Origin of the sequence: Brevundimonas sp. UBA6550, assembly GCF_002434505.1 — a bacterium.
Taxonomy (GTDB): domain Bacteria; phylum Pseudomonadota; class Alphaproteobacteria; order Caulobacterales; family Caulobacteraceae; genus Brevundimonas.
Window position 1 is genome coordinate 180,900 of record NZ_DJKE01000012.1, and the last position, 23,814, is coordinate 204,713.

Below are 23,814 nucleotides of genomic sequence, written 5' to 3' on the forward strand. Positions count from 1 at the left end.
CGCCCTTGCGCGCCTCATATAGACAGCCGTGAGCACCGTCCAATCCACAGAACCGTCCACACCCGCCTTCACCGTCGCCACGCGCGCGCCGGAGGGCATCGTCCTGGCCGCCAGCGCCGCCAGGCGCCTGGCGAAACTGGGCGCGGCCGAGGGCAAGACCCTGATGCTGCGCGTCGCGGTCGACGGCGGCGGCTGTTCGGGCTTCCAGTATCGGTTCGAACTGGTCGAGACGGCCCAGGACGACGATTTGCGCGTCGAATGCGACGGTCAGGCCGCCCTGGTCGATCCCGTGTCGGTCCCCTTCCTGAAGAACGCCGAGATCGCCTTCGTCGACGAACTGGCCGGCGCCCAGTTCGTGGTCAGAAACCCCAACGCCGCCTCCAGCTGCGGCTGCGGCGTCAGCTTCTCGATCTGACAGGCGCCCCCACCTCGTCATTCTAAAAAGTCTCCATCGACCGCCAATCCATCACTTGCATTTAGCCAATTTCCTAATTAGGAAAATCGCTATGAACACCCTTTTCAAGGCCCTATCCCATCCCGTCCGCCGCCGCATCGTCGCCATGCTGCGCGCCGGGCCTCTGGCTTCCGGCGACATCGCCGCCGCCTTCGACATGAGCTGGCCCACCATCACCGGCCACCTGAACGCCCTGAAGGAGGCCGGCCTGGTCAGCCCCGAACGCGACGGCCAGACCATCCGCTATCGCCTGGAGATTTCCGCCGTCGAGGAGGCCATGGCCTTCCTGATGGACATCGCCGGAACCGGCCAGGCCGCCCGTCCCCTGCCCCACGCCGCAAAGGCGCCGCGCCGATGACGCGCCGTCTGTCGCTGCTGGACCTCCTGACCGTCGCGGTCTTCGTGGTTCAGGCGGGGTTCGCCCTGCACATCGGGCTGAACGGTCCGACCCAGGCCGTTCTGCCGATCCACTGGAACGCGGCCTTCGAGGTCGATGGCTGGGCCTCCGGTCCAGAGTTCGCGGTCCTGCTCGGCGGCCTGGCGACGATCGGCCTGCTCGCCGGCGGGGGTCTGGGCCTGGGCGCCCTTTATGCCGCCGCCGAAGCGCCGTCCCGCGCGCGCACCCTGCGCATCGGGCAAGGCATCATCGCCTTCACCACCGCCGTCCTGGGCCTGACCCTGTCGGCCCAGACCCTGGGCGACCTGCCGCCCGAAGGGACGGCCCGACTGTCCATGGCCGGCCTGTCCCTGATCCTGCTCGGAGCCGGCGCCTTCCTGGGTCGTGTCGCGCCCAACCGGCTGGTCGGCGTGCGAACGCCCTGGAGCTACAAGAGCCGGTTGGCCTGGGACCGATCCAATCGCCTGGCCGGACGCCTGCTGTTCATCCTGGGCCTGGGCGGTCTGTTCGCCGCGCCCTGGGCGCCGCAGCCCGCCGCGACACTTTCCCTGATCGCCGCCGCCTTGATCGCCGCCGGTCTATCGACCTTCGAAAGCTGGCGCGTCTGGCGCGCCGATCCGAACCGCCAGCCCTTCTGATCCGCCGCAAGGAGACCGCCCATGTTCACCCTCGCCGCCGCCCTCGCCGTTATGGCCGGCCCCGTCGCCACCGAGGTCGTCCTGCCGTCCCAGCCCGCGCCGCTGCACGGAACCCTGCTGACCCCGCCCGACGCCTCGGCCGTGGCGGTCATCCTGCCCGGTTCCGGTCCGACGGATCGCGACGGAAACAGCACCTTGGGCGTCGCGGCCTCGACCTATCGCCTGTTGGCCGAGGGGCTGGCGGACCAGGGCGTCGCCACCCTGCGCATCGACAAACGCGGCGTCGCCGCCAGCGCCGCCGCCGGCGCGGCCGAGGCCGATCTGCGCTTCGACGCCTACGCCGCCGACGCCCGCGCCTGGGCCGCCGAGGCCGCCACCCGCGCCGGCAAGCCCTGCGCCTGGCTGATCGGCCACAGCGAAGGCGCGCTGGTGGCCCTGAAGGCGGTCGAGGGCGGAGACGACAAGATCTGCGGCCTGATCCTGCTGTCCGGCGCCGGCCGTCCGGCGGGCGCGGTGCTGCGCGAACAGCTGGCCTCCCTGCCCGAACCGACCAAGACCCAGGCCTTCGCCGCCCTGACCGAGCTGGAGGCCGGCCGCACCGTCGCCGATGCGCCGCCTGCGCTGGCGGCCCTGCTCCGCCCCTCCGTCCAGCCCTATCTGATCTCGTGGCTGCCGCTGGACCCCGCCGCCCTCATCGCCGCCTACGACGGCCCGGTCTTCATCGGCCAGGGGACCACCGACCTGCAGGTCAGCGTCACGGACGCCCAGGCCCTGGCCGGCGCCGACCCCAGGGCGACCCTGAAACTCTGGGACGGCGTCAACCACGTCCTGAAAACCGCCCCCGCCGACCGCGCCGCCAACATGGCCACCTACGCCGACCCCGCCCTGCCGCTCGCGCCGGACGTGGCGGCGGACGTGGGGGCGTTCATCCGGGCGTATAAAGTCCAGTAGGGCCTGGCGTTGAGACATCGACGCTGGGACCGCATGTCCAGTCGCTCAGCTTTCGCGTCCGCAGATCGTATGTCCCTGCCGCAAACATGAAGTTGGAGTCGTCTATCAACGCATCAGTCTGACCCGCCCTTAAAAAATGACGGCCCGGCGGATAAAACTCGGCATCGGCCCCTTGATAAAGTCTAACCTCGACTTGCGACGTGTCTGACCCAAACCACAGGCTGGTCAACATCCAGAGGAATATTCGATCGTCATTCGATCTGAACCATGGCGTTGGTCGCCAAGCATAGTATCGCGCCGGCCATCTTTCGACCGAGCCGACGCAATGGTCTTGGTCGAGAACGCGATCAATCTCATCGGCCAAGGCTGGGCTCGGCGGACGCATTGTTGTCAGACTCAGAACCAGCAAAACTGCAAGGAGGGCTGCCCCTCCGATCAACGCCGACCTCATTCTACTACGTTTGATGGCCAACATAACCCGACCATATCAGCGGTCGATTAATCTGCAACGCTTGAGCGAGCTATCCTTCCCCCACCGTCCCCCGCGCCTGATCCGCCAAGGCGAAGAACCGTTCCCGCACCTCGGCCGCGAACGGGTTATCGCGTTCGATGGCGCGGAAGACGGCAGGGCTGTCGTGGCGGACCATGTCGACGGCCTGCATCAGGCGTTCGAAGCTGGCGGTGGTCATGCGCGTGGGCAGGGGCTCCATGGCGATCAGGACGCGGGCGATCAGATGGGTCAGGCCCTGGACGACCGCCGCCTCCCGGTCGTGATCCTCGGGGCTGACCAGAAACACCTTCAACCCCAGCGCGCGGCGGCAGAAGGCGGCGACGCGGCGCGCGTCCGCGCCCTCTCGCACAGGACAGACGGCGATCCTCAGGCCGGCGATGCCGTCCTTGCCGCTTTGCGGGCCGAACAGCGGATGGGCGCCGACGATGCGCACGCCGGGCGGCGCCATCTGGTCCATCAGGCGCGCGGGCTTCACCTTCACCGATCCCACGTCGACGATCAGGGCGTCCGGTCGCAGATGCGGGCGAATGGCCGCCAGCACCTCGCCCATCGCCTCGACCGGCATGGCCAGGATCACGGTGGGACAGCCGGCGGCGGTCGCCAGGTCGCTCAGGGTCGCGACGCCCTCCCCGTCCGTCGCCGCCGGATCGTGGGCGAGGATATCGAACACCGGCGACAGATGCCGCGCCGTCAGCCGCCCGAAGGCGCCGAAGCCGATCAGGCCGAAACGGGGTTTCTCAGGGGCGGTCACGCCCCCGCCCCCCTGTCCGTCATCCTGGGCCTTGCGCCCAGGATCCATAGACTCCGTCGAGGACGGCGCGCACCGGCGAAAACCGGGCGTAGGGATCCTCGGGACAAGCCCGAGAATGACGCGGGAAAAGAAGGCCTCACAACGTCTCCATGAACCGCACCGGCCGCCCGTGCGCCGATCCGATCAGTTCGCCGTCCTGCATCACCACCCGGCCGCGCACGATGGTCGCCATCGGCCAGCCGGTCGCCTCCACGCCGTCGAACGGGGTCCAGCCGCAGCGCGTGGCCTGCTGGTCGTGCGTGATCGTCCGTTTCGCCTTCAGATCGACGATGGTCAGGTCGGCGTCATAGCTGACGGCCATCCGCCCCTTGTTGGCCGTGCCGAACACCCGCTGCGCGCCCGCCGAGGTCAGGTCGATGAACCGCTCCAGCGACAACCGCCCATTGGCGACGTGTGTCAGCATCAGCGGCACCAGCGTCTGCACCCCCGGCATCCCCGACGGAGAGGCCGGATAGGGTTTGGCCTTTTCCTCCTTGGTGTGCGGCGCGTGGTCGGACCCCAGCACATCGGCCACGCCCTGCTGCATCCCCCACAGCCACAGGGCGTCCACATGCTCCTGCGACCGGATCGGCGGGTTCATCTGGGCATAGCTGCCCAGCCGCTCATAGGCTTCCGGTCCGACCAGGGTCAGGTGCTGGGGCGTGATCTCGACGGTGGCGACATCCTTGTGGAAGCGCAGATACTCCATCTCGTCCCTGGTCGTGACGTGCAGCACATGGATGCGCGCGCCCGTCTCCTGGGCCAGACCCACCAGGCGCCGGGTCGAGCGGATGGCGCTTTCGGCGTCTCGCACCTCGGGGTGGCTGGTCCAGTCCCCGGTGCGGGCCAGGCCGCGACGCTCGACCAGGCGGTATTCGTCCTCGGAGTGGAAGGTGGCGCGGCGGCGCACATTGGACAGAACCTTCCTCACCCCTTCGTCGTCGGCGATTAGCAGGTCGCCGGTCGAGGCGCCCATGAAGACCTTGACCCCGCAGCAGCCCGGCAGCCGCTCCAGCTCGCCCAGATAGTCCGCATTCTCATGCGTGCCGCCGACGTAGAAGGCGTGGTCCGTCCACATCCGGTCCTTCGCCCGCGCCAGCTTGTCGGCCATGGTGTCGGGGTCGGTGGTGTTGGGATTGGTGTTCGGCATTTCGAACACGGCGACGACGCCGCCTAAGGCCGCCGCGCGCGATCCGGTCTCCAGATCCTCCTTCCACTCCAGCCCCGGCTCGCGGAAATGGACCTGGGTGTCGATGACGCCGGGCAGGACCGTCAGGCCCGTGGCGTCGAAGGTCTCGCCCGCCGACGCCTGGCTCAGGTCGCCGATGAAGGCGATCTTGCCGTCGATCACGCCGACATCGGCCAGACCGCGCCCCGCATGATTGGCCACCTCGCCGCCACGGACGATCAGGTCATAGGTCTGGGTCATGGGGCGGGCTCCTGCGACTGCTTGCCGAGGTTCTAGCGGATGCGGCGTCCTTCGTGAAAGCCGCTAAACGCTCTCCCTCCCCGTTCGGGGAGGGTGGTCGAGCCGCAGGCGAGACCGGGTGGGGAGGGCAAGGCGAAACGCCACAGGTCCGTCGCGGGGTCGCGCGCCGCCCCCACCCGGCCGCTTCGCGTCCACCCTCCCCGAACGGGGAGGGAGATCAGCTTACATCCCGCGTCGCCAGCATCCGCATCGCGGTCTTCAGCACCCGCTCCCACGGCAGGTCCATCATATGCTGAATGGCCTGGTTCAGGCGGGGGTCCAGGGTCTTGAACTCCTGATAGCTGCGCGGCCCCCGCACGGCCTGGCCCTTCCACGGCCCGCGCGTTGTCTCGTCCGACGGGCCGAAGACGGCGATGGTCGGCGCGCCCGCCGCCACGGCCAGATGCGTCCAGATCGAATCCGCGCCGATATAGAGCGCCGCCTGAGAGATCGCCGCCGCCGTCTGCAGCCGCGTCAGTTTCCCCTGCAGTTCGATCACCCGCGCGCGCGGCACGGCGTAGCGGATGGTGTGGGCCGCCTCGCGGTCCACCTCCTCGCCCACGATCATCAGCCGCCCGCCGGCCAGCGGCCCGTCGTCGGCCAGCAGTTTGGTCGCCACCTTGGCGTAGCGTTCGGCCGGCCAGCGCTTGCCCATCCACTCCACGCCCGGCCCGACCGCCAAGATCGGCCCGTCTCCGCCAGTCGCCGGGAACAGCGCCCTGGCCTCGGCCAGCGTCTTGTCGGAGAAGAACAGGCGCGGCCCCGGCGTCTCCTCCGGCCCCAGCTTCAGCACCGCCGCCGCCGCCTCGACCGCGTGCAGGCCGGCCGGCGTCTTGCCGCGCACCGCCCGCCGCTCGCGCCGCAGCTTGCCCGACAGGTCCGAGCCGCGCATGTCCACGACCAGGCCCCATTTGGTCCCGCGCACCTGGTTCCACAGGGCGATCCATTCGAAATGGCCCTCGCGCTCCAGCACGATGGTCCTGGCCAGGCGCGGCGTGTCGGCGAACAGGGGCGCGCTGGCGGCCGATCCGACGAGGGTGAAGCTCGCCTGCGGCAAGCTGTCGACCAGATGCGCCAGGACGCCGGACGACAGAATGGCGTCCTCAGCGTCGGCCTCGGCGATATACAGGATTGGGAACCGCCCGATCATGAGATCAGGACTACAGGGATTCTATCTCAGGTTCAGCGCCAAACGACTGTTTCCACAGGCGGACGTCCTGCGTTACAGCGACGCGCATGAGCCAGACGCCCCCTTCCGCCGCCGACCCCGCCGCGACCGCCGCCCTGGACCGCTTCAAGGCCCAGCGCGTCACGGCCATCTATCGGCTGGACCTGATCGCCAAGGGCGCCACCCTGTCCTACGAGGACGGCGCCCCCATCGACATGGCGTCGGAAAAGGCCCGCCTGGAGCAGGTCGTCGCCGACATGGACCGCCGCATCGCCCAGCTTGAGCGCGCGCTGGGGTAGGGGTCGCCGCGCGCCCGGATATGACCAAGGCTTAACTTGCCGTCGGCGCCGCATCGTGGCCCTGCTGATTGCGGAGGACGCCCATGATCGCACTCGCCACAGCCCTGATGCTCGTCGCCTCGGACACGTCCTGCCTGATGCTGGAGCGCGGCGACGGAGACAGCCCCGTCATCCAGGCGCGGGTCAACGGCCAGGGGCCATTCGCCTTCGTGCTGGACACGGCCTCCAGCGGCACGACGCTGGACGCGCCGCGCGTCGCCCTGCTCCATCCGCCGCGCGAGCCGGCGCCGGACCAGGCCCAGGGCATGGGCGGCGCCGTCCAGGTCGATCTCTACCGCATCGCCGCCTTCGACGCCGGGCCGGTGCGGATGCGCGACTTCGTTTCGCCCGAGATTACGCCTCCCGCCTTCGACAGCCACGACATAGCGGGTCTTGCCGGCGTCGATCTGTTCGGCGACGCCATGGCCGTGTGGCGGCCGGCCCAGGCCTGCGTGTCGGTGCGCGCCAGCGGCGCCGTCGAAGCCGGCTGGACCCCGGTTCGCACGGACTGGCAGCGACCCTGGCGCATCCTGCTGCCTGTCCGCATCGGCCGGACCGACGGCTGGGCCTTGCTGGACACCGGCGCGCAACACACCACCCTCAATCCCGCCTTCGCGACCGCCCTGGGGCTGAAGACCGACGCCCTGCCCTCGGGCGGCCAGATCACGGGCGTCGACGGCGCGCCGCTGGAGTTGCGTCAGGCCCGGATCGCGGCGGCCCAGGTCGGGCGATGGCGGTGGCGGGCCGTCTCGGTCAAGATCGGCGCCCTGCCCGTCTTCGACCGCCTGGGTTCGCCGGATCAGCCGATGGCCATCCTGGGCGTCGACTGGCTGGGCGACAGAGGCTTCGCCATCGACTATGGAGCGCGAAAGGTCTGGCAGACGACCGACTGAGATTTCGGCGTGATGGCCTCACTTCCCCTTCTCCCCGGCCGGACCTGCGGCGGTTGCGTGGAATGCTGCCGGGTCATTCCGCTGGACCTGCCCGAACTGGCCAAGCCGACCGGCGAACTGTGCGCCTATTGCGTCGACGGCGCCGGCTGTTCGGTTCACGAGATCCGGCCGAACACCTGCCGCATCTGGTTCTGCCTGTGGCGCGTGATCGAACTGGACGAGGCCTGGCGACCGGACCGCAGCGGCGTGATCGTGCGGCCCGACGGGGTCGAGGACGGGATCATCACCCTGTATGTCCTGCGCCGCTCGGACTTCCTGGCCTCGACCGACTTCTTCGTCACCGTGGCGGGCTGGATCGCCGAGGGCATCCAGGTCGCGCTCAGCATCCCCGGCCCGGTCGGGACCTATCCGGCGCGCGCCGTCGTCACCGACTGGCTGCGCCCCGCCGTGGAAGAGGGCGATCCCGAAGCCTTCGTCGCGCGCGTCGTCCGATCCCTGGACAAGCTGGCCGAACACGACTTCCAGCCCGATGGCGTCGTGGCGCGCTATGCGGTGGTGTAGGTCCGTCATTCCGGGGCGTCCGATGGACGAACCCGGAACCCAGGAGGCGAGCATCGGGTCTTGAAGGCATAGAGCAATGCGCGCGGCCCTGGGTTCCGGGTTCTTCGCTCCGCTTGCCCCGGAATGACGAACCGCGTCGCCTCTATTTCCCAAAGGCTCGTCATCTTCTCAAAGGTTCGTCTTCACAAAGGTTCGTCATCCTTAGGCCTTGTGCCTAGGATCCAGACGTTCAGTCATCTGACGACCGAATTCCAGCAGCGAGGTCTGTGTGTATGGATCCTAGGCACAAGGCCTAGGATGACGGGCAGGAAGTAGGGCTCTACGGAAATGCCGCCCCCTCCCTTTCCTCGCGCCCTCTTGCCCCTATCTAGCCGTCATGCCCATCGCCCGTCTCGACAGCCGCGCCCTGATCTCGATCACGGGCGAGGACGCCAAGCCCTTCCTGCACAATCTGCTGACCCAGGACGTGGAGACGCTGAACGACGGCGAACTGCGGTTCGGCGCCCTGCTCTCTCCGCCCGGCCGGCTGCTGTTCGACCTGTTCATCCTGGGTCGGGACGACGGCGTTCTGCTGGATGTCGCCGCCGACCGCCGCGAGGCACTGCTGCAGCGGCTGACGATGTACAGGCTGCGCGCCAAGGTTCAGGTCGCCGCCGACGACCGTCCCGTCTTCGCCGCCTGGCCGGATGCGCCCGCGGGCTTCATGCCCGATCCGCGCACGCCGCTGATGGGCGGCCGCCTTTATGGCGGCGACGCGACCGCCGACGCCGTTCAGGCCGACTATGACGCCCACCGCCTGTCCATCGGCCTGCCCGATCCGACCGCCGACGCGCCGCAGGACAAGACCTATCCGATCGAGGCCGATTTCGACCTGCTGAACGGCATCGACTTCCACAAGGGCTGTTTCGTCGGCCAGGAGACCACCTCGCGCATGAAGCGGCGGGGCGCGATCAAGAACCGGATGCTGCCGCTGGATTTCGACGGCCCGCCCCCCGCCTTCGGCGCCGAGGTGCTGAAGGGCGAATTGCGCGCGGGCGAGGTGCTGTCCGGCCGCGACGGTTCCGCCATGGCCCTGCTGCGGGTGGACCGCATCGACGGCGACCTGACGGTGGACGGCCGCCCGGTGCGCTTGCGCAAACCCGCCTGGATGGGCGAGGACGTGCTTCCCTCCTCCCAGCCTTGAGTCGCCCCATGAAGATCGCCGACCAGATCGTCCTCGTCACCGGCGGCGCGCGCGGCGTCGGCGCCGCCTGCGTGCGCGCCTTCGCCCGTGAAGGCGCCCGCGTGGTGATCAACTGGCGCAACAGCGGCGAAGCGGCGAACGCCCTGGCGGCCGAGATCGGCGAGCGCGCCATCGCCCTCCAGGCCGACGTGATCGACCGCGCCGCCGTGGACGCCATGGTCGCCGCCGCTGAAAGCCGTTTCGGCGCCCCTGTGACCACCGTCGTCAACAACGCCCTGGACTACAGCTTCAACGGCGACGCCCGGTCCCAAATGACCGCCATCGGCTGGGACGAGATGGACCGCCAGTTCTCGACCGTGGTGCGCGGCGCCCTGAACCTGATCCAGGCTGCGGCGCCCGGCATGGCCGCCGCCCGGTTCGGCCGGGTCGTCAACATCGGCACCAACCTGTTCCAGAACCCGGTCGTGCCCTATCACGACTATACCGCCGCCAAGGCCGCCCTGCTCAGCCTGACCCGCACCGCCGCCGGCGACCTGGGGCCGGACGGGATCACCGTCAACATGGTCTCGGGCGGCCTGCTGCGCACCACCGACGCCAGCGCCGCCACGCCCGAAGCCGTGTTCGACCTGATCGCCGGCATGACGCCCCTTCGGTCGGTGACCACGCCCGAAGAGTTCGCCGACGCCGTGTTGTTCTTCGCCTCGCCCTGGAGCCGCGCGGTGACGGGCCAGAACCTGGTCGTCGACGGTGGGCTGGTGCGGGACTAGAGCCGCCTCCTCTCTGTCGTCATCCTCCGGCAAGCCGCTTGCGGCGCAGACCGGGGGACCCAGCGGCGCCGAAGGCGATACGTCCGCCGCAAAGACATCTTAGGTTTGCTCTCGCGACAGGTTCGCGCTCACGCGCGCCGCTGGGTCCCCCGGTCTCGCTACGCTCGCCGGAGGATGACGAAAGGCATGCGAGCCGTTCCAGCCATCCTAATCCGACGAAACTTCCGCCCCTCTTTCCGCGACTTGACCGCCACCAGCGTCAATCGACCATCCCCTCCCCCAAACGCCCTTACACTGCGCGGTTTCAGGACAGGAGGAGACGAAAACTTGGACTCGTTGGACTCGTTGGACTGTTTTTTTCATCGTCCAACTCCGCCCCTCCCCAATTGCACCCTCTCGCACTTTGCACTCCTTTCGCCGGTGCATTGCAATTCCGCGCACCGCCCCGATTTCAGACGATCGAGACTATTCAGACGGTCTTTTTCGCCGCCGCGTCTCCAACCCCGCCCTTTTTTCCACCGGAACAGACTGGCAACATGACGCCATGACCGATTCACGTGCAGACGGCCGCTGCGGCTGGTGCGGGACCACAGACCCGCTCTACATCGCCTATCACGACACCGAGTGGGGCGTGCCCGAATACGACCCGCGCGCCCTGTGGGAGAAGCTGATCCTAGACGGCTTCCAGGCGGGCCTCGCCTGGATCACCATTCTGAGAAAGCGCGAGGGCATTCGCGACGCCTTCGACGGCTTCGACCCCCAGATCGTCGCCCGCTATGGCGAGGACGATATCCAGCGCCTGCTGAACGATCCCCGCATCATCCGCTCGCGCGCCAAGATCGTCGCCGCCATCCGGGGCGCCCAGATCTGGCTTCAGATGCGCGACAACGGCGAAGACTTCTCCGCCTGGCTCTGGTCCTTCGTCGGCGGCGAACCGATCCAGACCGACTGGGCCGATTATCGCCAGGCCCCGGTCAAGACCGACCAGTCCGAAGCCATGGCCAAGGCCCTGAAGAAGCGCGGCTTCAACTTCTGCGGCCCGGTGATCGTCTATGCCTTCATGCAGGCGGTGGGCATGGTCAACGATCACCAGACGACCTGCTTCCGTCACGCCCAGGTTCGTGCGATGGCGGGCCATGGCTAAAGCCCCCGCAAACCCCAAGGCCTTCCCCACGCTGGCGCTGGAGACGGTGTTGATCCAGCGCGTCAACGGCCATGTCTGCGGCGTGGACGAGGCCGGGCGCGGTCCGTGGGCGGGTCCGGTGTCGGCGGCGGCGGTGATCCTGAACCCCGACGACCTGCCCCCCGGCATCGACGATTCCAAGGCCCTGACCGAAAAGCGCCGCGCCGCCCTGGAGCCCGAGATCAAGGCCCGCGCCGTCGCCTGGGGCGTCGGCTTCGCCTCGGTGGAGGAGATCGAGGACCTGAACATCCTGCACGCCACGGGCCTGGCCATGTGCCGCGCCATCGAGGCGCTGCAGGTCCAGCCGGTCGCGGCCCTGGTCGACGGCAACTATCGCTTCAAGCTGCCGTGCGAGATCCAGACCGTGGTCGGCGGCGACGGCCTGTCCCTGTCCATCGCGGCGGCCTCTATCCTGGCCAAGACGGCGCGCGACCGCCTTATGATCGAACTGGACGCCCAATACCCCGGATACGGCTTCGCCAGCCATAAGGGCTATAATGCGCCGATCCACCAGAACGCCTTGAAAACATTGGGACCTTGCCCCGCCCATCGGCGCAGCTGGTCCCCGATCCGCGCCTTGCTGGAAGAGGTCTGACGCCCTGCCTCAGATGTGCATGAAGCCGCCCAGCAGCGCGCCCAGCAGGGCCGCCACCGCCGCGCCCGCCACCATCATCATCCAGCGCGGCGGCGGCGACAGCTCGGGCTCCAGGTCCACACGTTCGACCGGAGCGACGGCCTCGGCCGGGCGGCTGTAGCGGGCGGCGTTGTGGGTGAAGGTCGGCCGCGTCTCGACCGGCGGCGCGCCCCAGCCCCAGTCCGCTTTGGCGACGCGCGGCGCATCCGGGCGGGGCGCCCACGACCGGGCCTCGGCGGGCGCGACCCGACCATCGGCCCCGAGGGTGTCGGGGTCGGTCAGGGAGCGAAGGCGAGCGGTGTCGGCGCGGGGTTCCATGCTTCCCCAACGGCACGCCGCGATTCGCGTTCCAGCCTCGCGGGTGTTGTTTTTCAGGCGATTAGGCGGCGACCGGCAGGGCCACGGGCCGATCCGTGACGACGAACAGCTGCTCCACGTTCCGCAGCCGTCCGACCTGTCCGACCTTCTCGCCCTTGGGGTTATGGATGCCGATGCGGGCGCCGACATAGCGGGGATGCGCCACCTCGATCACCTGCACATGGCCGCGCGCGGACAGCATCTCGACCAGTTCGGCCCGGCTCAGATAGCCCTCGTCGTTGAAGCTGACGATCAGGTTCGGCGCCCTGACCCGCTCGATCACCGACCGCAGGGCCGGGCCGATGCCGGGGCGGCTGTTGAAGGGGCTCTTGCGCGTCTTCACGTCCACCCGCTTGTTGGCCACCCCATAGGTCTCGGGTCGATCCCACAGCACCAGACTCTCCCAGCAGTGGTAGTTGGCCAGGTAGGAATGCTGGTTATAGGGCGGGTCCAGATAGACCAGATCCGCCTCCACCTGATCGGCGATCTCGACCGCGTCCCCTTGCGTCGCCCGGCACGGGCCGCCCGCCGCCGCCGGGACCAGATCGGGCGTCCTCAGCGCCAGCGGCTTCAGCGCACGCGGCGCCCACTGCTTCATATAGGCCATCTGCACGCCGGCGGTGGAATCGACCCGATCCGCCGCCTCCATCAGGCTGACCAGGGCGATGGCCTTCAGCTCGGGCTCCAGCCCCATCGCCTCGATCCGATCGCGCACCGCGTCGATGCGCGCGCCGTTGTCGGGATGGAAGTAGCGGGCGTCGCGGCAGAAGGCCTGGGTGAACCAGCCCGCCTGGGGCGTGACGGTTCTCAGCTCCGCCAGCACCGCCTCGGCCCGCTCGATCCACCGCTCCCGATCCGCCTGGACATAGGTCGCGGCCAGGGCATGGGCATAGGCGTTGACGTCGTTCGACCAGACCTGGAACCCCTGCTTCTTCAGCGCATGGCCGACCCGCGCCGTGCCGGAGAACAGGTCGCACACCCGCCCGCCGTCCGGCAGGACGCCGACGATGGCCCCCGTCACATGGCCCAGCAGGGCGCGTTTGGAGCCGATGTATTTGATCATGCCGCAGCCCTGGTCATGACCCCACCATAGCCGGTTCGGCGCGGGGCGACAGGCCGCAGGCAGCCGAACGCCGTCCCGCGCATTGTTAAGCTGAACGGGACGCATGGCGCGCCCCTCGATTATCAACAGACCTATCGGGAGCCGACCATGGCGATGACCGTCGCGGACCTTCTGGCCAAGACCCTGGCCTCGGCCGGGGTAAAGCGCATCTGGGGCGTCACGGGCGACAGCCTGAACGGCCTGAACGACAGCCTGCGCCGCTTCGACCAGATCGAATGGATGCACGTCCGCCACGAGGAGACGGCCGCCTTCGCCGCCGGCGCCGAGGCCGCCGTCACGGGCCAGCTGGCCGTCTGCGCCGGCAGCTGCGGGCCGGGCAACCTGCATCTGATCAACGGCCTGTTCGACTGTCATCGCAACCGGGTTCCGGTCCTGGCCATCGCCGCCCACATCCCCTCGTCCGAGATCGGCCTGGGCTATTTCCAGGAGACCCATCCGCAGGAGCTCTTCCGCGAATGCAGCGACTTCTGCGAACTGGTGTCCAACCCGGCCCAGATCCCCGGCGTCCTGGCCCGCGCCCTGAACACGGCGGTCGGCAAGGGCGGGGTGGCGGTGATCGTCCTGCCCGGCGACGTCGCCCTGGCCCGCGCGCCCGACGGCGCCTCGCCCGACTGGTCCGCCCCCGCCCGGCCGCGCATCAGCCCCGCGCTCAACGACGTGACCCAGGCGGCCCAGCTGCTGAACGGCGCCGACAAGGCAGCCATCCTGGCCGGCAGCGGCTGCGCGGGCGCCCACGACCAGGTTCTGGCCTTGGCCGAGGCGCTTCAGGCCCCGGTCGTCCACGCCCTGCGCGGCAAGGAGCACGTCGAATGGGACAATCCCTATGACGTGGGCATGACCGGCCTGATCGGCTTCTCGTCCGGCTATCACGCCCTGATGAACTGCGACGCCCTGGTCATGCTGGGGACCGACTTTCCCTATCGCAACTTCTATCCCTCGGACGCCAGGATCATCCAGATCGACCGCGATCCGTCCGCGCTGGGCAAGCGCGCCCATCTGGCGCAAGGGATCGTCGGCGACGTGGCCGAGACCATCCCCGCCCTGATCCCGCACCTGAGGACGGATCGCTCGTCACGCTTCCTCCAGGCCGCCCGCAAACACTATGCCGAGGCGCGAAAGGGTCTGGACGAGCTGGCCCGGCCCGCCCCGGCCGACCGGCCCATCCATCCGCAGTATCTGACCGCCGTGATCGACCGGCTGGCCGCCCAGGACGCCGTCTTCACCGCCGACGTCGGCACCCCGACCGTCTGGGCCGCCCGCTATCTGACCATGAACGGGCGCCGGCGCCTGTTGGGATCGTTCAACCACGGCTCCATGGCCAATGCGATGCTGCAGGGCATCGGCGCCCAGGCCGCCGCGCCCGGCCGCCAGGTGATCTCCCTGTCCGGCGACGGCGGCTTCACCATGATGATGGGCGACTTCATCAGCCTGTCGCAGCTGGGTCTGCCGCTGAAGGTGGTGGTCTACAACAACGGCTCTCTGGGCTTCGTGGCCATGGAGATGAAGGCGGCCGGCTTCCTGGATGTCGGCACCGACCTGAAGAACCCCGACTTCGCCGCCATGGCCCGCGCCATGGGCGTCACCGCCTTCCGCGTCGAGGCCTCGGATCAGGTCGAGGATGCGGTGGCCCAGGCCCTGGCCCATCCCGGCCCCGCCCTGGTGGACGTCGTCACCGCCGGCCAGGAGCTGGTCATCCCCCCCAAGATCAAGAAGGAACAGGCCAAGGGCTTCAGCCTGTTCATGCTCAAGGCCATCATGAACGGCCGCGGCGACGAGGTTCTGGAGCTGGCGCGCACCAATCTGTGACCATCGGGCGGCGGCTGGTGCGGGCGGCCGGGCTCGAACCGGCAAGGACTTGCGTCCGGCAGATTTTAAGTCACACACGCCAGCATCAACCATCTGATACTTAACAAGAATCTACCACAACCCAGTCGACTGTGTAAGCATTTGTGTAAGGCCGCAGCCTCCGCAGGAAGGCTCGGCATCGCACTTTATGTCAGGACGCAGGACTTCATGTTTCGGCTACCGAGCGGAGAGACGCGCACGCAAATCAAGCTCAGGTTCCTGAGAGCCGACCCGGAAGCGATAATCCACCTGTCGCCCTATCAAGGCGTCGAGAACATTGACGGCGTGGCTCGCTGCCGCCGCGAAACGCACGGGCTTATCTAGGACGCGCGGGAGAACTTCGGCGAACTCCTGCACATGGCTGATGTAGCTGTTGCGATGGTTGACCTTGAGATCGTTGATCGCCGCCCGGTACGCCTTGACTTGGGCCTTCAGATCTTCAGCCTTCCTGGCCGCTAGTCCCTCGCGATTCATGGCAGCGAGAGCATTTGGGAAAGACCGTGCCCCGGAACCGTCGTCGTCCAGCGCTGTAAGTCGCGCGATGATATCCCTCGTCCCGCTTTCCAGCAGGGCGAGCTCAAGCACGAGGTCTTCTCGTGACATCTTTCCCAGGTTCGGCAGGCGCTGCTTTTCGCGGTGCGCCAAGATCGTGAGCAGGAGGTAGAGGACATCCTGCTTGAGGCCTTCCAGCAGATCCTCCGAGGACGTGTAGACCTTCTTAGCCATTGAGCGTGAGCTCGGTCAGCGTCTTCCCTTCGCCCTCCAGCCTAAGCAACCAGTTCCCATAGATTCGCAACATGCCCGCTGGCCCGTCCGTCTTTGCTTCGCCTGTCTCCATCGACAAGTACAGGCGTGGGAAGGGATCGGCTTGCTCAATGACGAGGAACGGCTTGTTCTCGCCATCGAAGACGAGCGCGCCATGCGTCACCGCTTCGCGTCGCTCCGTCTTCGCGGTTCTGCCTACCACGAGCTCGGCATCGACAGCGTAGCACTCACCGGGGAGGTGCTGATTCTGCAGATAGCCCGGCAAGGCTGCCTGGCCCTTCACTTGACCGAGAAGGATGGCCGTCACCAGATCAAACGCCTTCACTGTGACGCCGTAGAGCGGCGGAGCTGTATCACCGACCTGGAACGCTGATCCGGGCTTCAGGCTGGAGATATCTACGGGGGCAGGAAACCCGACAACCTTCACCATAATCTCACGCTCCATCGATTGGGGATGTTAACTTGGGAAGTCCCCTCGCCCCATGCCAGCGCCACGCGGCGCCATCTCAAGTTTCGTTGCGCACAGCCAAGCTTCAATCAGGCATTGCGTCAATGCGCGCCTGTCGATCAGATCAGGTCCGAGTCGGGAGGTATGCATGATCAAGTGGGGAGACAGCCGGCAGGATCATGATCCTATCCTCGCGATATGGCCGAGCTATCGCCCGTTGCATGAGCGCTGGTTCATGGTGGAGCTGGTCGAGACCGAGGATGGCGGTGTTCGCTGGCGAGACCGACGAATCCCGTCCGAGGAGGGATGGGTCAGAATGGACGTCCATCCGGATCGGGAGGCCGCAGTATCCGCAGCCGAGGCTCTGAATCCCTCACTGGCGGCGGCGCTCGCTGCGAGGCAGATGGACGCAACAGAGAAGACCTCTCTCACCTTGAAGGTCCGCAAGGCGCTTCAGTCGCGGCAACGTCTGGCAGATGAGGAAGCCCTTATGCTTTCTGAGGCGGTCCGACGCCACGCGGACACGCCCCGGATCCCCATCGGTCAACTCAAGCTGCACACTGAGGCCGAGCCATATCGGGAGGCTCTTGCGCAAGAGCTCCAAACCTACCCCTATCTTTGGATGGCTCTTCTTGATGGCCGCGGACGGCAGGTCGTTCTGTATCGCAATGCCGACGACGTCTGGAGCAAGCCCTATCCCGCCGGAGAGAAGTCGGCTGAAAAGGCGTTGCGCGCCCGGATCGCCAACGGATTCAAGTTTCACCAGGATCAGCACTGGGGTCAGGTGAAGGCCAAGATCCGCGCCGAACTGCTGCCGCGGGCCAATCAGCTTCTTCAGCTCGCCAGCGTTCAACGCCTGCTCGCTGAGGCTCTGGCCCGTGGCGAGCGCGTGCTGGTCAGCAATGGGATCGTGTTCTGGTGCGAGCCGGACGGGCAGCTCGGCTGGACGGTCAAGGCGACGACAAGCGACAAGGGTGAGGATGGTTCGACCCTATGGCGCGAGGGCACCATACTCTCGACCAATCATGGGCGGCTCGTTGTCCTTCCCTACGTCAAGGAAGGCGGCGAACAGGTTCGCGGCCACACCAAAAACGGTCCAGGGGATGGACCGGCCAAGCCCAGACACCCCGACCACTTCGTCGAGATTCCCTTCCGTGAGCTGAAGGGCGATCTGATGATCGGTCTCTTCGGCGAGCTTCCGTACGAGTAGCTCGGTCAGGATCAGGGCCTCGCCCCATTAGCTCCCCGACCTCATCTCAGTCCTCATTTCTCTCTTCGGTAGGCCCCCGTGGACGCCAGCTTCGTAGATCTCGACATCCTACTGACCAAGGTGCGCAACGCCCAGTCCCGCATCTACTTCCTCGATGCCGTGAAGGCCTACAAGGCCGGCGCCCTTCGCGCCTCCCTGACGGCGGCCTGGGTCGCGCTCGCCTATGATCTGATCGCCAAGTACCGGGAACTGAGCGCGATGGGCGACGCGGCGGCGACGACCTTCCTTCAATCCTGGGACAATGCGACCGCGATCAACGACATCCGCCAGCTGCTCCAGTTGGAGGGCAGGATCATCGAGGACGCGGCGGACAACACCCAGGCGATCAGCCAAATCGCCCGGCGACAATTGGAGAGACTGCGTGAGGACCGCCACCTGTGCGCCCATCCCGCCTTCTCGGCCGAAGCCCTGCTGTTCGAGCCCACACCGGAACTGGTGCGGATGCATCTGGTGAACGCTGTCGATCTCGTGCTTGCCCAGGAACCCCTTCAGGGCCGAGCCATCTTCGAAGTCTTCGATGTCGACGTTCAGTCGCCCGGATTTCCGAACGATCACGCCAGGATCCTCGACTACGTCGAGCAGCGCTATCTCGTTCGCGTCCGGTCCCAGAACATCCGCAACTTTGGCACCGTTCTCGCCAAGTCCTTGCTCAAGGGTATTCCCCCTCACCTAGACGGAGTGCGCGGCAAAATCGCCTCGGCGCTCGTGGCGGTCAGGGAGCGAACCCCTGCAGCGTGGCCCGAACTCACGCCTTCTATTGTTCAGCTCCTCGACAATCTGGCGCCTGTCGATCGGCCTCGGGCGATCGCCTTCATCGCCGCCTTCCCGAACTTCTGGCCGCTGATCCAGGAGGCCACGCAGACCGCCCTGCAGGAGACCGTCAACAACCTCGACCCCGCCAATGTCGCCGATGTCCGGATCATGATGGGGATCACGTTCGAGCGGTTCCGGGCGCCCCTCCTCGCAGCGATACCGCGACTGGACCGCGACACACTTGCGCGCACGATCGCTGCCACTCCGCTCGCGGACCTATGGCCGAACGCGCTCGCGCGCTATGCGGGCTCGGGCAGCTTCAGGGGTTCGGAAGCCAACTTCAGCGCCTTCATCGCGCCCTACACGGGCTCCCTGGCGCAGGCCGAGCTGGACCAGGTGCTCGATGCCGTTGTCGGCAACGGGCAGAACTACGCCGCAGCCGCGACAGGTGGTTTCCTGCTCAGTCTGCTGCGAAACGCCGGGCGTCAGCCTTCGATTGACGCGCGGAACCGGTTCGTTCAGGGACTGCACGAAGTCCGCCACGTGGACCAGTTTCGCGACGTTCTCGCGGTATTCGCCGCAGATGGATGGCAGCGGCCTCCCCTTGCGGTGATTGAGGACGAAGAGTAGGCGCCGCCCATCCCTGCTCGTAGGGCGGTGCTGCTGCAGGCGGCCCGGCACTTTAGGGGAGCATACGTTCGGATCCGGACTTCCGTGTCCTCTCCGCTCAGCTCTACATCCGGGACATAGCAAGTCTATGCGATGGGCCGCTCAATGCTGACGCCGGGAGCGGCTGCCGGTCTTCGTGGAGGGTTGAAGCGTTCCTGGACAGGACGGTCGAAGGCGTACCGGAAGATTACAGCTCCGATGAAGGCGCTCGCCAGGCCCGCAGTCCAGATCGCCCAGCGAACGTCTGAAGACCAGCCTTCCTGTCCGATCGCATCGAAGACCCCGAACCAGAGGATCCGGACCACCTCATTGGTCAGGAAGATCGCGAACGACATCAGGCCGAGATGCTCGATCAAGCGTGAGGGCTTCGCGACAGGCGCCGCGCCCGCAGCCCAGATCATCACCGTAAGCAGCAGAAGCGAGAGCAAGGCCGTGGTCCCAACCGCCTGCGCGCAAACCAGGGCGACGAAGGCGATTATTCCCGTGATCGCGGCGAGCGTGGGTGAGACATAGACGCGCGCCCCGAACAGCGCTGCCGCAACACCCAGCAGGAACAGAGGTAGGGCCCGCAGGAAGCCGTGGCGGAACGGCAGGCGGTAGATCGGATCGCCGAGCCAGGCGCGGCTGGCCCAGTCCGCGAGGATCAGAAGCCCAACGGCGCCCGCCACGATCAGCCAAGGCCGCCGACGCCAGATCAGTCGGCATATCCACGGCAGCAGGAGATAACATCCAAGCAGGGCCGAGAGCGTCCAGGTCGGCGCGTTCCAGCCCTGCCCCCCCGGAACGCCGTAGGCCTGAAGCAGAGCCGCCTGCGCCGGGAGCTGCGCCCAGTCGAACCACTGGGGATTGCTCGGGCGAATGCCGACCGCGGCGGCGACGGCGACCATGGCGGCAAGTACGCCGATCACGACGAGATGAGACGGGACGACCCTGAGGACGCGCTGGCGGATATAGTCCGGGATGTTGAGCGAGCGGGCGGCGAAGCCGTCGCCATAGATCCGGGCCAGAATGTACCCGGAATCGATGATGAAGAAGTTGGTCAGCAGGAACCCCCGGTCAAACACCGGGTGGAGTTCGCCCAGAGGCGTCGGAGCCGCCTCGCGAAAGTGATACAGGATGATCAGGGCGCCGGCGACGAACCGGAGAACGTCGAGCCAGCCGCCGCGCGCGATCCGGGCCGGCCTGCGGGGTTCTGCGACCTCGACCAACGTCAGTCCGCGCGCGTTGCGGCGACCGGGCCGGGGGTATCGTGGTGGTGACGGGACCCGAGGACAATCTGGTCGCGGCCGAGAAAGAGCGCAGCCACCCCAAGAACGCAGACCACCCCCATCACCCCCGCCATAACCCGTCCCGCCTTGTCTCTTCCGGCGACACGGTAGGTCATGAAGGTCAACAAAAGCATCAGCGCCCCGTAGGGGAGATACATCGGTATGCGGTAGAGCGATGCTAGCGGCACGGCGATGACACAGACGACCAGGCCTGCGACGAGGCTGCCGGCGAGGGCGATCAAGGTATCCGGAACGGGATCGAACGGCCGAACCCGACGCTTTGTCCGACCCCGAGGGCGATACCGGCCTGGCCGCCATCGGGGGGCATGGCTGCGGATCGGGGAGCGCTTTCCGCCCATGATCTAGGCCGCCGGCTCGACGGGACGTCCGGCGCGGTTGGCGAGCCACACACGCATGCGGACGATCTCTGCTTCCTGGGTGCGGATCACTTCTTCGGCGAGCCCGCGAACCTCGGCGTCCTTTCCGTGCTCCAGGGCGATCCGGGCCATAGCGACCGCTCCCTCATGGTGGGCGATCATCCCGCGCATGAAGTCGACATCGGCGTCGCCGCTGTAGTCGATCTCCATGGCGAGGTGCATGCGCTCGTTGGCCTCCTTGAACGACCGGGTGGCCGGACTGTACGCCGCGGCGTCGGCATGGCCCGCGTGGGCGTCGATCGGACGAGCATCGACGGGCGTGACCGCCGGAGGTCGGGTCGCGTTCTGGCGGGACAGCATCCCGAAGCCGAAGGCCGATATGAGAAGAAACAACGCGATCGCGCCAACCCATCCGGACCGTTTCATGGTAGTCTCCTTTTCTGGGATTTGAGGGTCACGGCTCTGCGCGCGGATCGCGCCAGGCCAGCAGCCGCAGGGCGTTGAAGACGACGAGGAGCGTCGAGCCTTCGTGCAGGGCGACGGCCGGCCCGATCCCGAGACCGAGGATGGTGGCCGGGATGAGGAAGGCGACGACGCCGAGGCTGACGAAGAGGTTCTGACGAATGATCCGGCGGGTCTGCCGACTGAGCCCGACCGTGAAGGGCAGCTTGGACAGATCGTCCGCCATCAGGGCCACGTCCGCCGTTTCCAGCGCGACGTCTGACCCCGCCGCCCCCATGGCGACGCCGACGGTCGCCGTGGCCATGGCCGGGGCGTCGTTGACGCCATCGCCCACCATCGCGACCCGGGCTTCGGCCCGGAGCTTCTTGATCGCCTCGACCTTGTCTTCCGGCAGGAGATCACCCCACGCCTCGGTCAAACCGACCTGACCGGCGACGGCCTGGGCGGCCTTCTGGTGGTCGCCCGAGATCATGATCATCCGACGGATGCCGAGGGCCCTCAGAGCCGTGAGCGTTTCGCGCGCCTGCGGACGCGGCGTATCGAGCAGGCCGATCAAACCCAGGTCGTGTGAGCCCTGGCGAACCACCATGAGGGTGCGGCCCTGGTTGCGCAGGGCCGCGACGGCGATCTCGGCGTCGGGACCCAGCGGCGCGACGCCATCCGCCCCGAACATCTCCGGCTTGCCGATCCAGATCGTCTCGCCGTTCAGGGTCGCGGTGACGCCCTTTCCCGTCAGGCTGCGGAGATCCGTCGCGGTCTGCACAGGAGCCGCGACGAGGCGCTGGCTCCCGTCGCGGACGATCGCCTCCGCGAGGGGATGGTCACTGAGCCGCTCGACGGCGACGGCGACCGTCAGGAGATCGGTTTGCGAGGTCCGTCCGAGCGGAACAACGTCGGTGATCCGGGGTCGCCCCTCGGTCAGGGTGCCGGTCTTGTCGAAGGCGATGGCGTCGAGCGCGCCCAGATTTTCCAACGGCGCGCCACCCTTGATCAGCACGCCGGCGCGGGCCGCCCGGGCGACACCCGACAGAACCGCGCTGGGCGTTGCGATGGCCAGGGCACAGGGGCTGGCCGCCACGAGCACGGCCATGGCCCGGTAGAAGCTGTCGCGGAAAGGCTCGTCGACGACGACCCAGGCGAACAGCAGGACGAAGGCCAGGGCCAGCACGAGAGGGACGAAGATCCTCTCGAACCGGTCGGTGAACCTCTGCGTCGGCGACTTCTGCGTCTCCGCTTCGCTGACCATCCGCACCACCTTGGCAAGGGTGGTGTCGCTCGATCGTTTGGTCGTCTCGATCTCGATGGCGCCGGCGCCATTTATGGTCCCCGCGAACACGACCGAGGCGGCGATGACGCCCGCTGGACGCGCCCTCGCCTCTTCCGCGTTCGTCACCGGCTGCTTGTCCACCGGCATGCTCTCGCCGGTGACCGGGGCCTGATTGATGCTGGTCGTCCCCACGACCACGAAGCCGTCGGCCGGCAGGCGCTCGTTCGGGCGCACCACGACGACATCGCCGATCTCCAGGTCCTCGACCGGAAGCTCCACGACCTCTTCGCCGCGACGCACATGCGCGGTGCGAGGCGCCAGGGCGGCCAGCGCCTCGATCGCCCGCTTCGCCCGCCCGAGCGCGTAATGCTCCAAAGCGTGACCCAGGCTGAACAGGAAGAGCAGCAAGGCCCCCTCGGCCCATGCGCCCAGGGCGGCCGCACCCGCCGCCGCGACCAGCATGAGGGTGTCGATCTCGAAGCGGCGTCGCTTCAGGTTCTCCACCGCCTCGCGAATGGTGAAGAAGCCGCCGAACAGATAAGCCGCAAGGAAGAGGACCAGTGGAGCCCACCCGGGAACACCGGGCGCGAACCGTTCGATCAGATAGCCGACGGCGAGAGCGCCGCCGCTGGCGAGAGCGAAGTACAGCTCGATGTTCGGCCCCAGCAAACCACCATGGGCATGGTCGTGCCCCTCCCCGGCCGCGTGATCGTGCCCTTCATGCGCCGCCTCGCCGGCTTTGCCGTCCTGACCGTGGCCGCTGTCCACGGAGACCGTGGCTTGGGGCTTCGCCGAGAGTTGCAGACCATGGCCCCGAAGCCGCGCCTCGAGGTCTGTGCGCTCCAGTTTCTGCCGGTCGAACTCGACCCGGATAGCTCCTGAAGCGTCGAGCGCCGCCTGCAGCACGCCGGGCTCTGCGGCCAGCGCCGCCTCCAGTGTCCTCGCATGCCGGGCGTGGCGCACCCCCCCGACCCAGCCGGCCAGGTGATCGTAGCGATCACTGATCGATCCCCCGGCCTGTGTGGCGGCCCGGCGAACCTGGGCAAGAGAAAGCCGCTCCGGATCGTAGTGGATACACAGTTTCGGTCCGGCGTCCGTTTCCTCGACATGCGCCTTTTCGACCCCGTCGGTGATGCGCAACAGACTGATCAGTCTTCCCACACAGGCGTCGGAGGCGTCGGGCGCCCCCGGAAGGAGAACGGGCAGATCCAGTTTGACGGTCTTAGGCATGGTCGAACTCCACAGGAGCGGAAGGCGATGGGCGTTGCGGGGCT

Annotated in this window: 25 protein-coding genes; 14 read left to right on the forward strand and 11 right to left on the reverse strand. The window is 67.6% G+C overall.

Features of this window, described 5'->3' with window-relative positions:
* Positions 1–97: 97 nt before the first annotated feature.
* From erpA to B3Z70_RS14285, 4 genes are all read left to right on the forward strand, one after another.
* Positions 98–415: an iron-sulfur cluster insertion protein ErpA gene (gene erpA / locus B3Z70_RS14270; protein WP_292024175.1), complete on the forward strand. Its 318-nt coding sequence runs from the start codon at positions 98–100 to the stop codon at positions 413–415.
* A gap of 91 nt (positions 416–506) precedes the next feature.
* Positions 507–812 carry a metalloregulator ArsR/SmtB family transcription factor gene (locus B3Z70_RS14275; protein WP_292024173.1) on the forward strand — a complete coding sequence of 102 codons (306 nt, stop codon included), beginning with the start codon at positions 507–509 and terminating at the stop codon, positions 810–812.
* The gene (locus B3Z70_RS14280; RefSeq protein ID WP_292024174.1) at positions 809–1,489 is read left to right on the forward strand and encodes an SdpI family protein; all 681 of its coding nucleotides are present in this window, start codon (positions 809–811) and stop codon (positions 1,487–1,489) included. The genes B3Z70_RS14275 and B3Z70_RS14280 overlap by 4 nt, the downstream gene beginning before the upstream one ends.
* 21 nt (positions 1,490–1,510) lie before the next feature.
* Positions 1,511–2,440 carry an alpha/beta hydrolase gene (locus B3Z70_RS14285; RefSeq protein ID WP_292045792.1) on the forward strand — a complete coding sequence of 310 codons (930 nt, stop codon included), beginning with the start codon at positions 1,511–1,513 and terminating at the stop codon, positions 2,438–2,440.
* A 521-nt stretch (positions 2,441–2,961) separates the two neighbouring features.
* Here the strand turns inward: B3Z70_RS14285 and B3Z70_RS14290 are convergent.
* The 3 genes from B3Z70_RS14290 to B3Z70_RS14300 form a co-directional block, all read right to left on the reverse strand.
* Positions 2,962–3,702, reverse strand: coding sequence for a prephenate dehydrogenase (locus tag B3Z70_RS14290; RefSeq protein ID WP_292020021.1), 741 nt, complete (start codon positions 3,700–3,702; stop codon positions 2,962–2,964).
* Positions 3,703–3,838: 136 nt separating this feature from the next.
* Positions 3,839–5,170 (reverse strand): dihydroorotase, encoded by a 1,332-nt coding sequence (locus B3Z70_RS14295; protein ID WP_292020023.1) that lies wholly within the window; start codon positions 5,168–5,170, stop codon positions 3,839–3,841.
* A gap of 217 nt (positions 5,171–5,387) precedes the next feature.
* Positions 5,388–6,359, reverse strand: coding sequence for a glycosyltransferase family 9 protein (locus tag B3Z70_RS14300; RefSeq protein ID WP_292045793.1), 972 nt, complete (start codon positions 6,357–6,359; stop codon positions 5,388–5,390).
* Between the two features lie 86 nt (positions 6,360–6,445).
* On the opposite strand from B3Z70_RS14300, the gene B3Z70_RS14305 reads away from it, so the two are divergent.
* From B3Z70_RS14305 to B3Z70_RS14335, 7 genes are all read left to right on the forward strand, one after another.
* On the forward strand, positions 6,446–6,676 hold the full coding sequence (locus B3Z70_RS14305) for a hypothetical protein (RefSeq protein WP_292020044.1): 231 nt from the start codon (positions 6,446–6,448) through the stop codon (positions 6,674–6,676).
* Between the two features lie 83 nt (positions 6,677–6,759).
* Positions 6,760–7,608: a pepsin/retropepsin-like aspartic protease family protein gene (locus B3Z70_RS14310; protein ID WP_292020041.1), complete on the forward strand. Its 849-nt coding sequence runs from the start codon at positions 6,760–6,762 to the stop codon at positions 7,606–7,608.
* Positions 7,609–7,620: 12 nt separating this feature from the next.
* On the forward strand, positions 7,621–8,169 hold the full coding sequence (locus B3Z70_RS14315) for a hypothetical protein (protein ID WP_292020039.1): 549 nt from the start codon (positions 7,621–7,623) through the stop codon (positions 8,167–8,169).
* Between the two features lie 376 nt (positions 8,170–8,545).
* Positions 8,546–9,352: a YgfZ/GcvT domain-containing protein gene (locus tag B3Z70_RS14320; RefSeq protein WP_292020037.1), complete on the forward strand. Its 807-nt coding sequence runs from the start codon at positions 8,546–8,548 to the stop codon at positions 9,350–9,352.
* An 8-nt stretch (positions 9,353–9,360) separates the two neighbouring features.
* Positions 9,361–10,119, forward strand: coding sequence for a 3-oxoacyl-ACP reductase (locus B3Z70_RS14325; RefSeq protein WP_292020035.1), 759 nt, complete (start codon positions 9,361–9,363; stop codon positions 10,117–10,119).
* A gap of 544 nt (positions 10,120–10,663) precedes the next feature.
* Positions 10,664–11,263, forward strand: coding sequence for a DNA-3-methyladenine glycosylase I (locus B3Z70_RS14330; protein ID WP_292020033.1), 600 nt, complete (start codon positions 10,664–10,666; stop codon positions 11,261–11,263).
* The gene (locus tag B3Z70_RS14335) at positions 11,256–11,897 is read left to right on the forward strand and encodes a ribonuclease HII (protein WP_292020031.1); all 642 of its coding nucleotides are present in this window, start codon (positions 11,256–11,258) and stop codon (positions 11,895–11,897) included. The genes B3Z70_RS14330 and B3Z70_RS14335 overlap by 8 nt, the downstream gene beginning before the upstream one ends.
* Before the next feature lie 9 nt (positions 11,898–11,906).
* On the opposite strand, the gene B3Z70_RS14340 is transcribed toward B3Z70_RS14335, so the two are convergent.
* The gene (locus B3Z70_RS14340; RefSeq protein WP_292045794.1) at positions 11,907–12,254 is read right to left on the reverse strand and encodes a hypothetical protein; all 348 of its coding nucleotides are present in this window, start codon (positions 12,252–12,254) and stop codon (positions 11,907–11,909) included.
* A gap of 61 nt (positions 12,255–12,315) precedes the next feature.
* Positions 12,316–13,461, reverse strand: coding sequence for a DNA adenine methylase (locus tag B3Z70_RS14345; RefSeq protein ID WP_292045795.1), 1,146 nt, complete (start codon positions 13,459–13,461; stop codon positions 12,316–12,318).
* 42 nt (positions 13,462–13,503) lie between these two features.
* Between B3Z70_RS14345 and poxB the strand changes: the two genes are divergently transcribed.
* Entirely contained in the window at positions 13,504–15,222 is a 1,719-nt protein-coding gene (poxB, locus tag B3Z70_RS14350) for a ubiquinone-dependent pyruvate dehydrogenase (RefSeq protein WP_292045796.1), read from the forward strand.
* Between the two features lie 216 nt (positions 15,223–15,438).
* Here the strand turns inward: poxB and B3Z70_RS14355 are convergent, their stop codons facing one another.
* Positions 15,439–15,987: a hypothetical protein gene (locus B3Z70_RS14355; protein WP_291832730.1), complete on the reverse strand. Its 549-nt coding sequence runs from the start codon at positions 15,985–15,987 to the stop codon at positions 15,439–15,441.
* Positions 15,980–16,456 (reverse strand): hypothetical protein, encoded by a 477-nt coding sequence (locus tag B3Z70_RS14360; RefSeq protein WP_292045797.1) that lies wholly within the window; start codon positions 16,454–16,456, stop codon positions 15,980–15,982. The genes B3Z70_RS14355 and B3Z70_RS14360 overlap by 8 nt, the downstream gene beginning before the upstream one ends.
* A gap of 166 nt (positions 16,457–16,622) precedes the next feature.
* Here B3Z70_RS14360 and B3Z70_RS14365 point away from each other — a divergent pair, with 166 nt between their 5' ends.
* Together B3Z70_RS14365 and B3Z70_RS14370 are read left to right on the forward strand one after the other, a co-directional pair.
* The gene (locus B3Z70_RS14365) at positions 16,623–17,684 is read left to right on the forward strand and encodes a hypothetical protein (RefSeq protein ID WP_291832732.1); all 1,062 of its coding nucleotides are present in this window, start codon (positions 16,623–16,625) and stop codon (positions 17,682–17,684) included.
* Between the two features lie 78 nt (positions 17,685–17,762).
* Entirely contained in the window at positions 17,763–19,127 is a 1,365-nt protein-coding gene (locus B3Z70_RS14370; RefSeq protein WP_292045798.1) for a hypothetical protein, read from the forward strand.
* A 125-nt stretch (positions 19,128–19,252) separates the two neighbouring features.
* On the opposite strand, the gene B3Z70_RS14375 is transcribed toward B3Z70_RS14370, so the two are convergent.
* From B3Z70_RS14375 to B3Z70_RS14390, 4 genes are all read right to left on the reverse strand, one after another.
* Entirely contained in the window at positions 19,253–20,374 is a 1,122-nt protein-coding gene (locus tag B3Z70_RS14375; RefSeq protein WP_292045799.1) for an acyltransferase family protein, read from the reverse strand.
* Positions 20,375–20,376: 2 nt separating this feature from the next.
* Positions 20,377–20,676, reverse strand: a complete 300-nt coding sequence (locus B3Z70_RS14380; RefSeq protein WP_291839638.1) for a hypothetical protein — start codon at positions 20,674–20,676, stop codon at positions 20,377–20,379.
* Between the two features lie 120 nt (positions 20,677–20,796).
* Positions 20,797–21,237: a CopM family metallochaperone gene (gene copM, locus B3Z70_RS14385; protein ID WP_291839634.1), complete on the reverse strand. Its 441-nt coding sequence runs from the start codon at positions 21,235–21,237 to the stop codon at positions 20,797–20,799.
* 28 nt (positions 21,238–21,265) lie between these two features.
* Positions 21,266–23,770 carry a heavy metal translocating P-type ATPase gene (locus tag B3Z70_RS14390; RefSeq protein WP_292045800.1) on the reverse strand — a complete coding sequence of 835 codons (2,505 nt, stop codon included), beginning with the start codon at positions 23,768–23,770 and terminating at the stop codon, positions 21,266–21,268.
* Positions 23,771–23,814 lie beyond the last annotated feature (44 nt).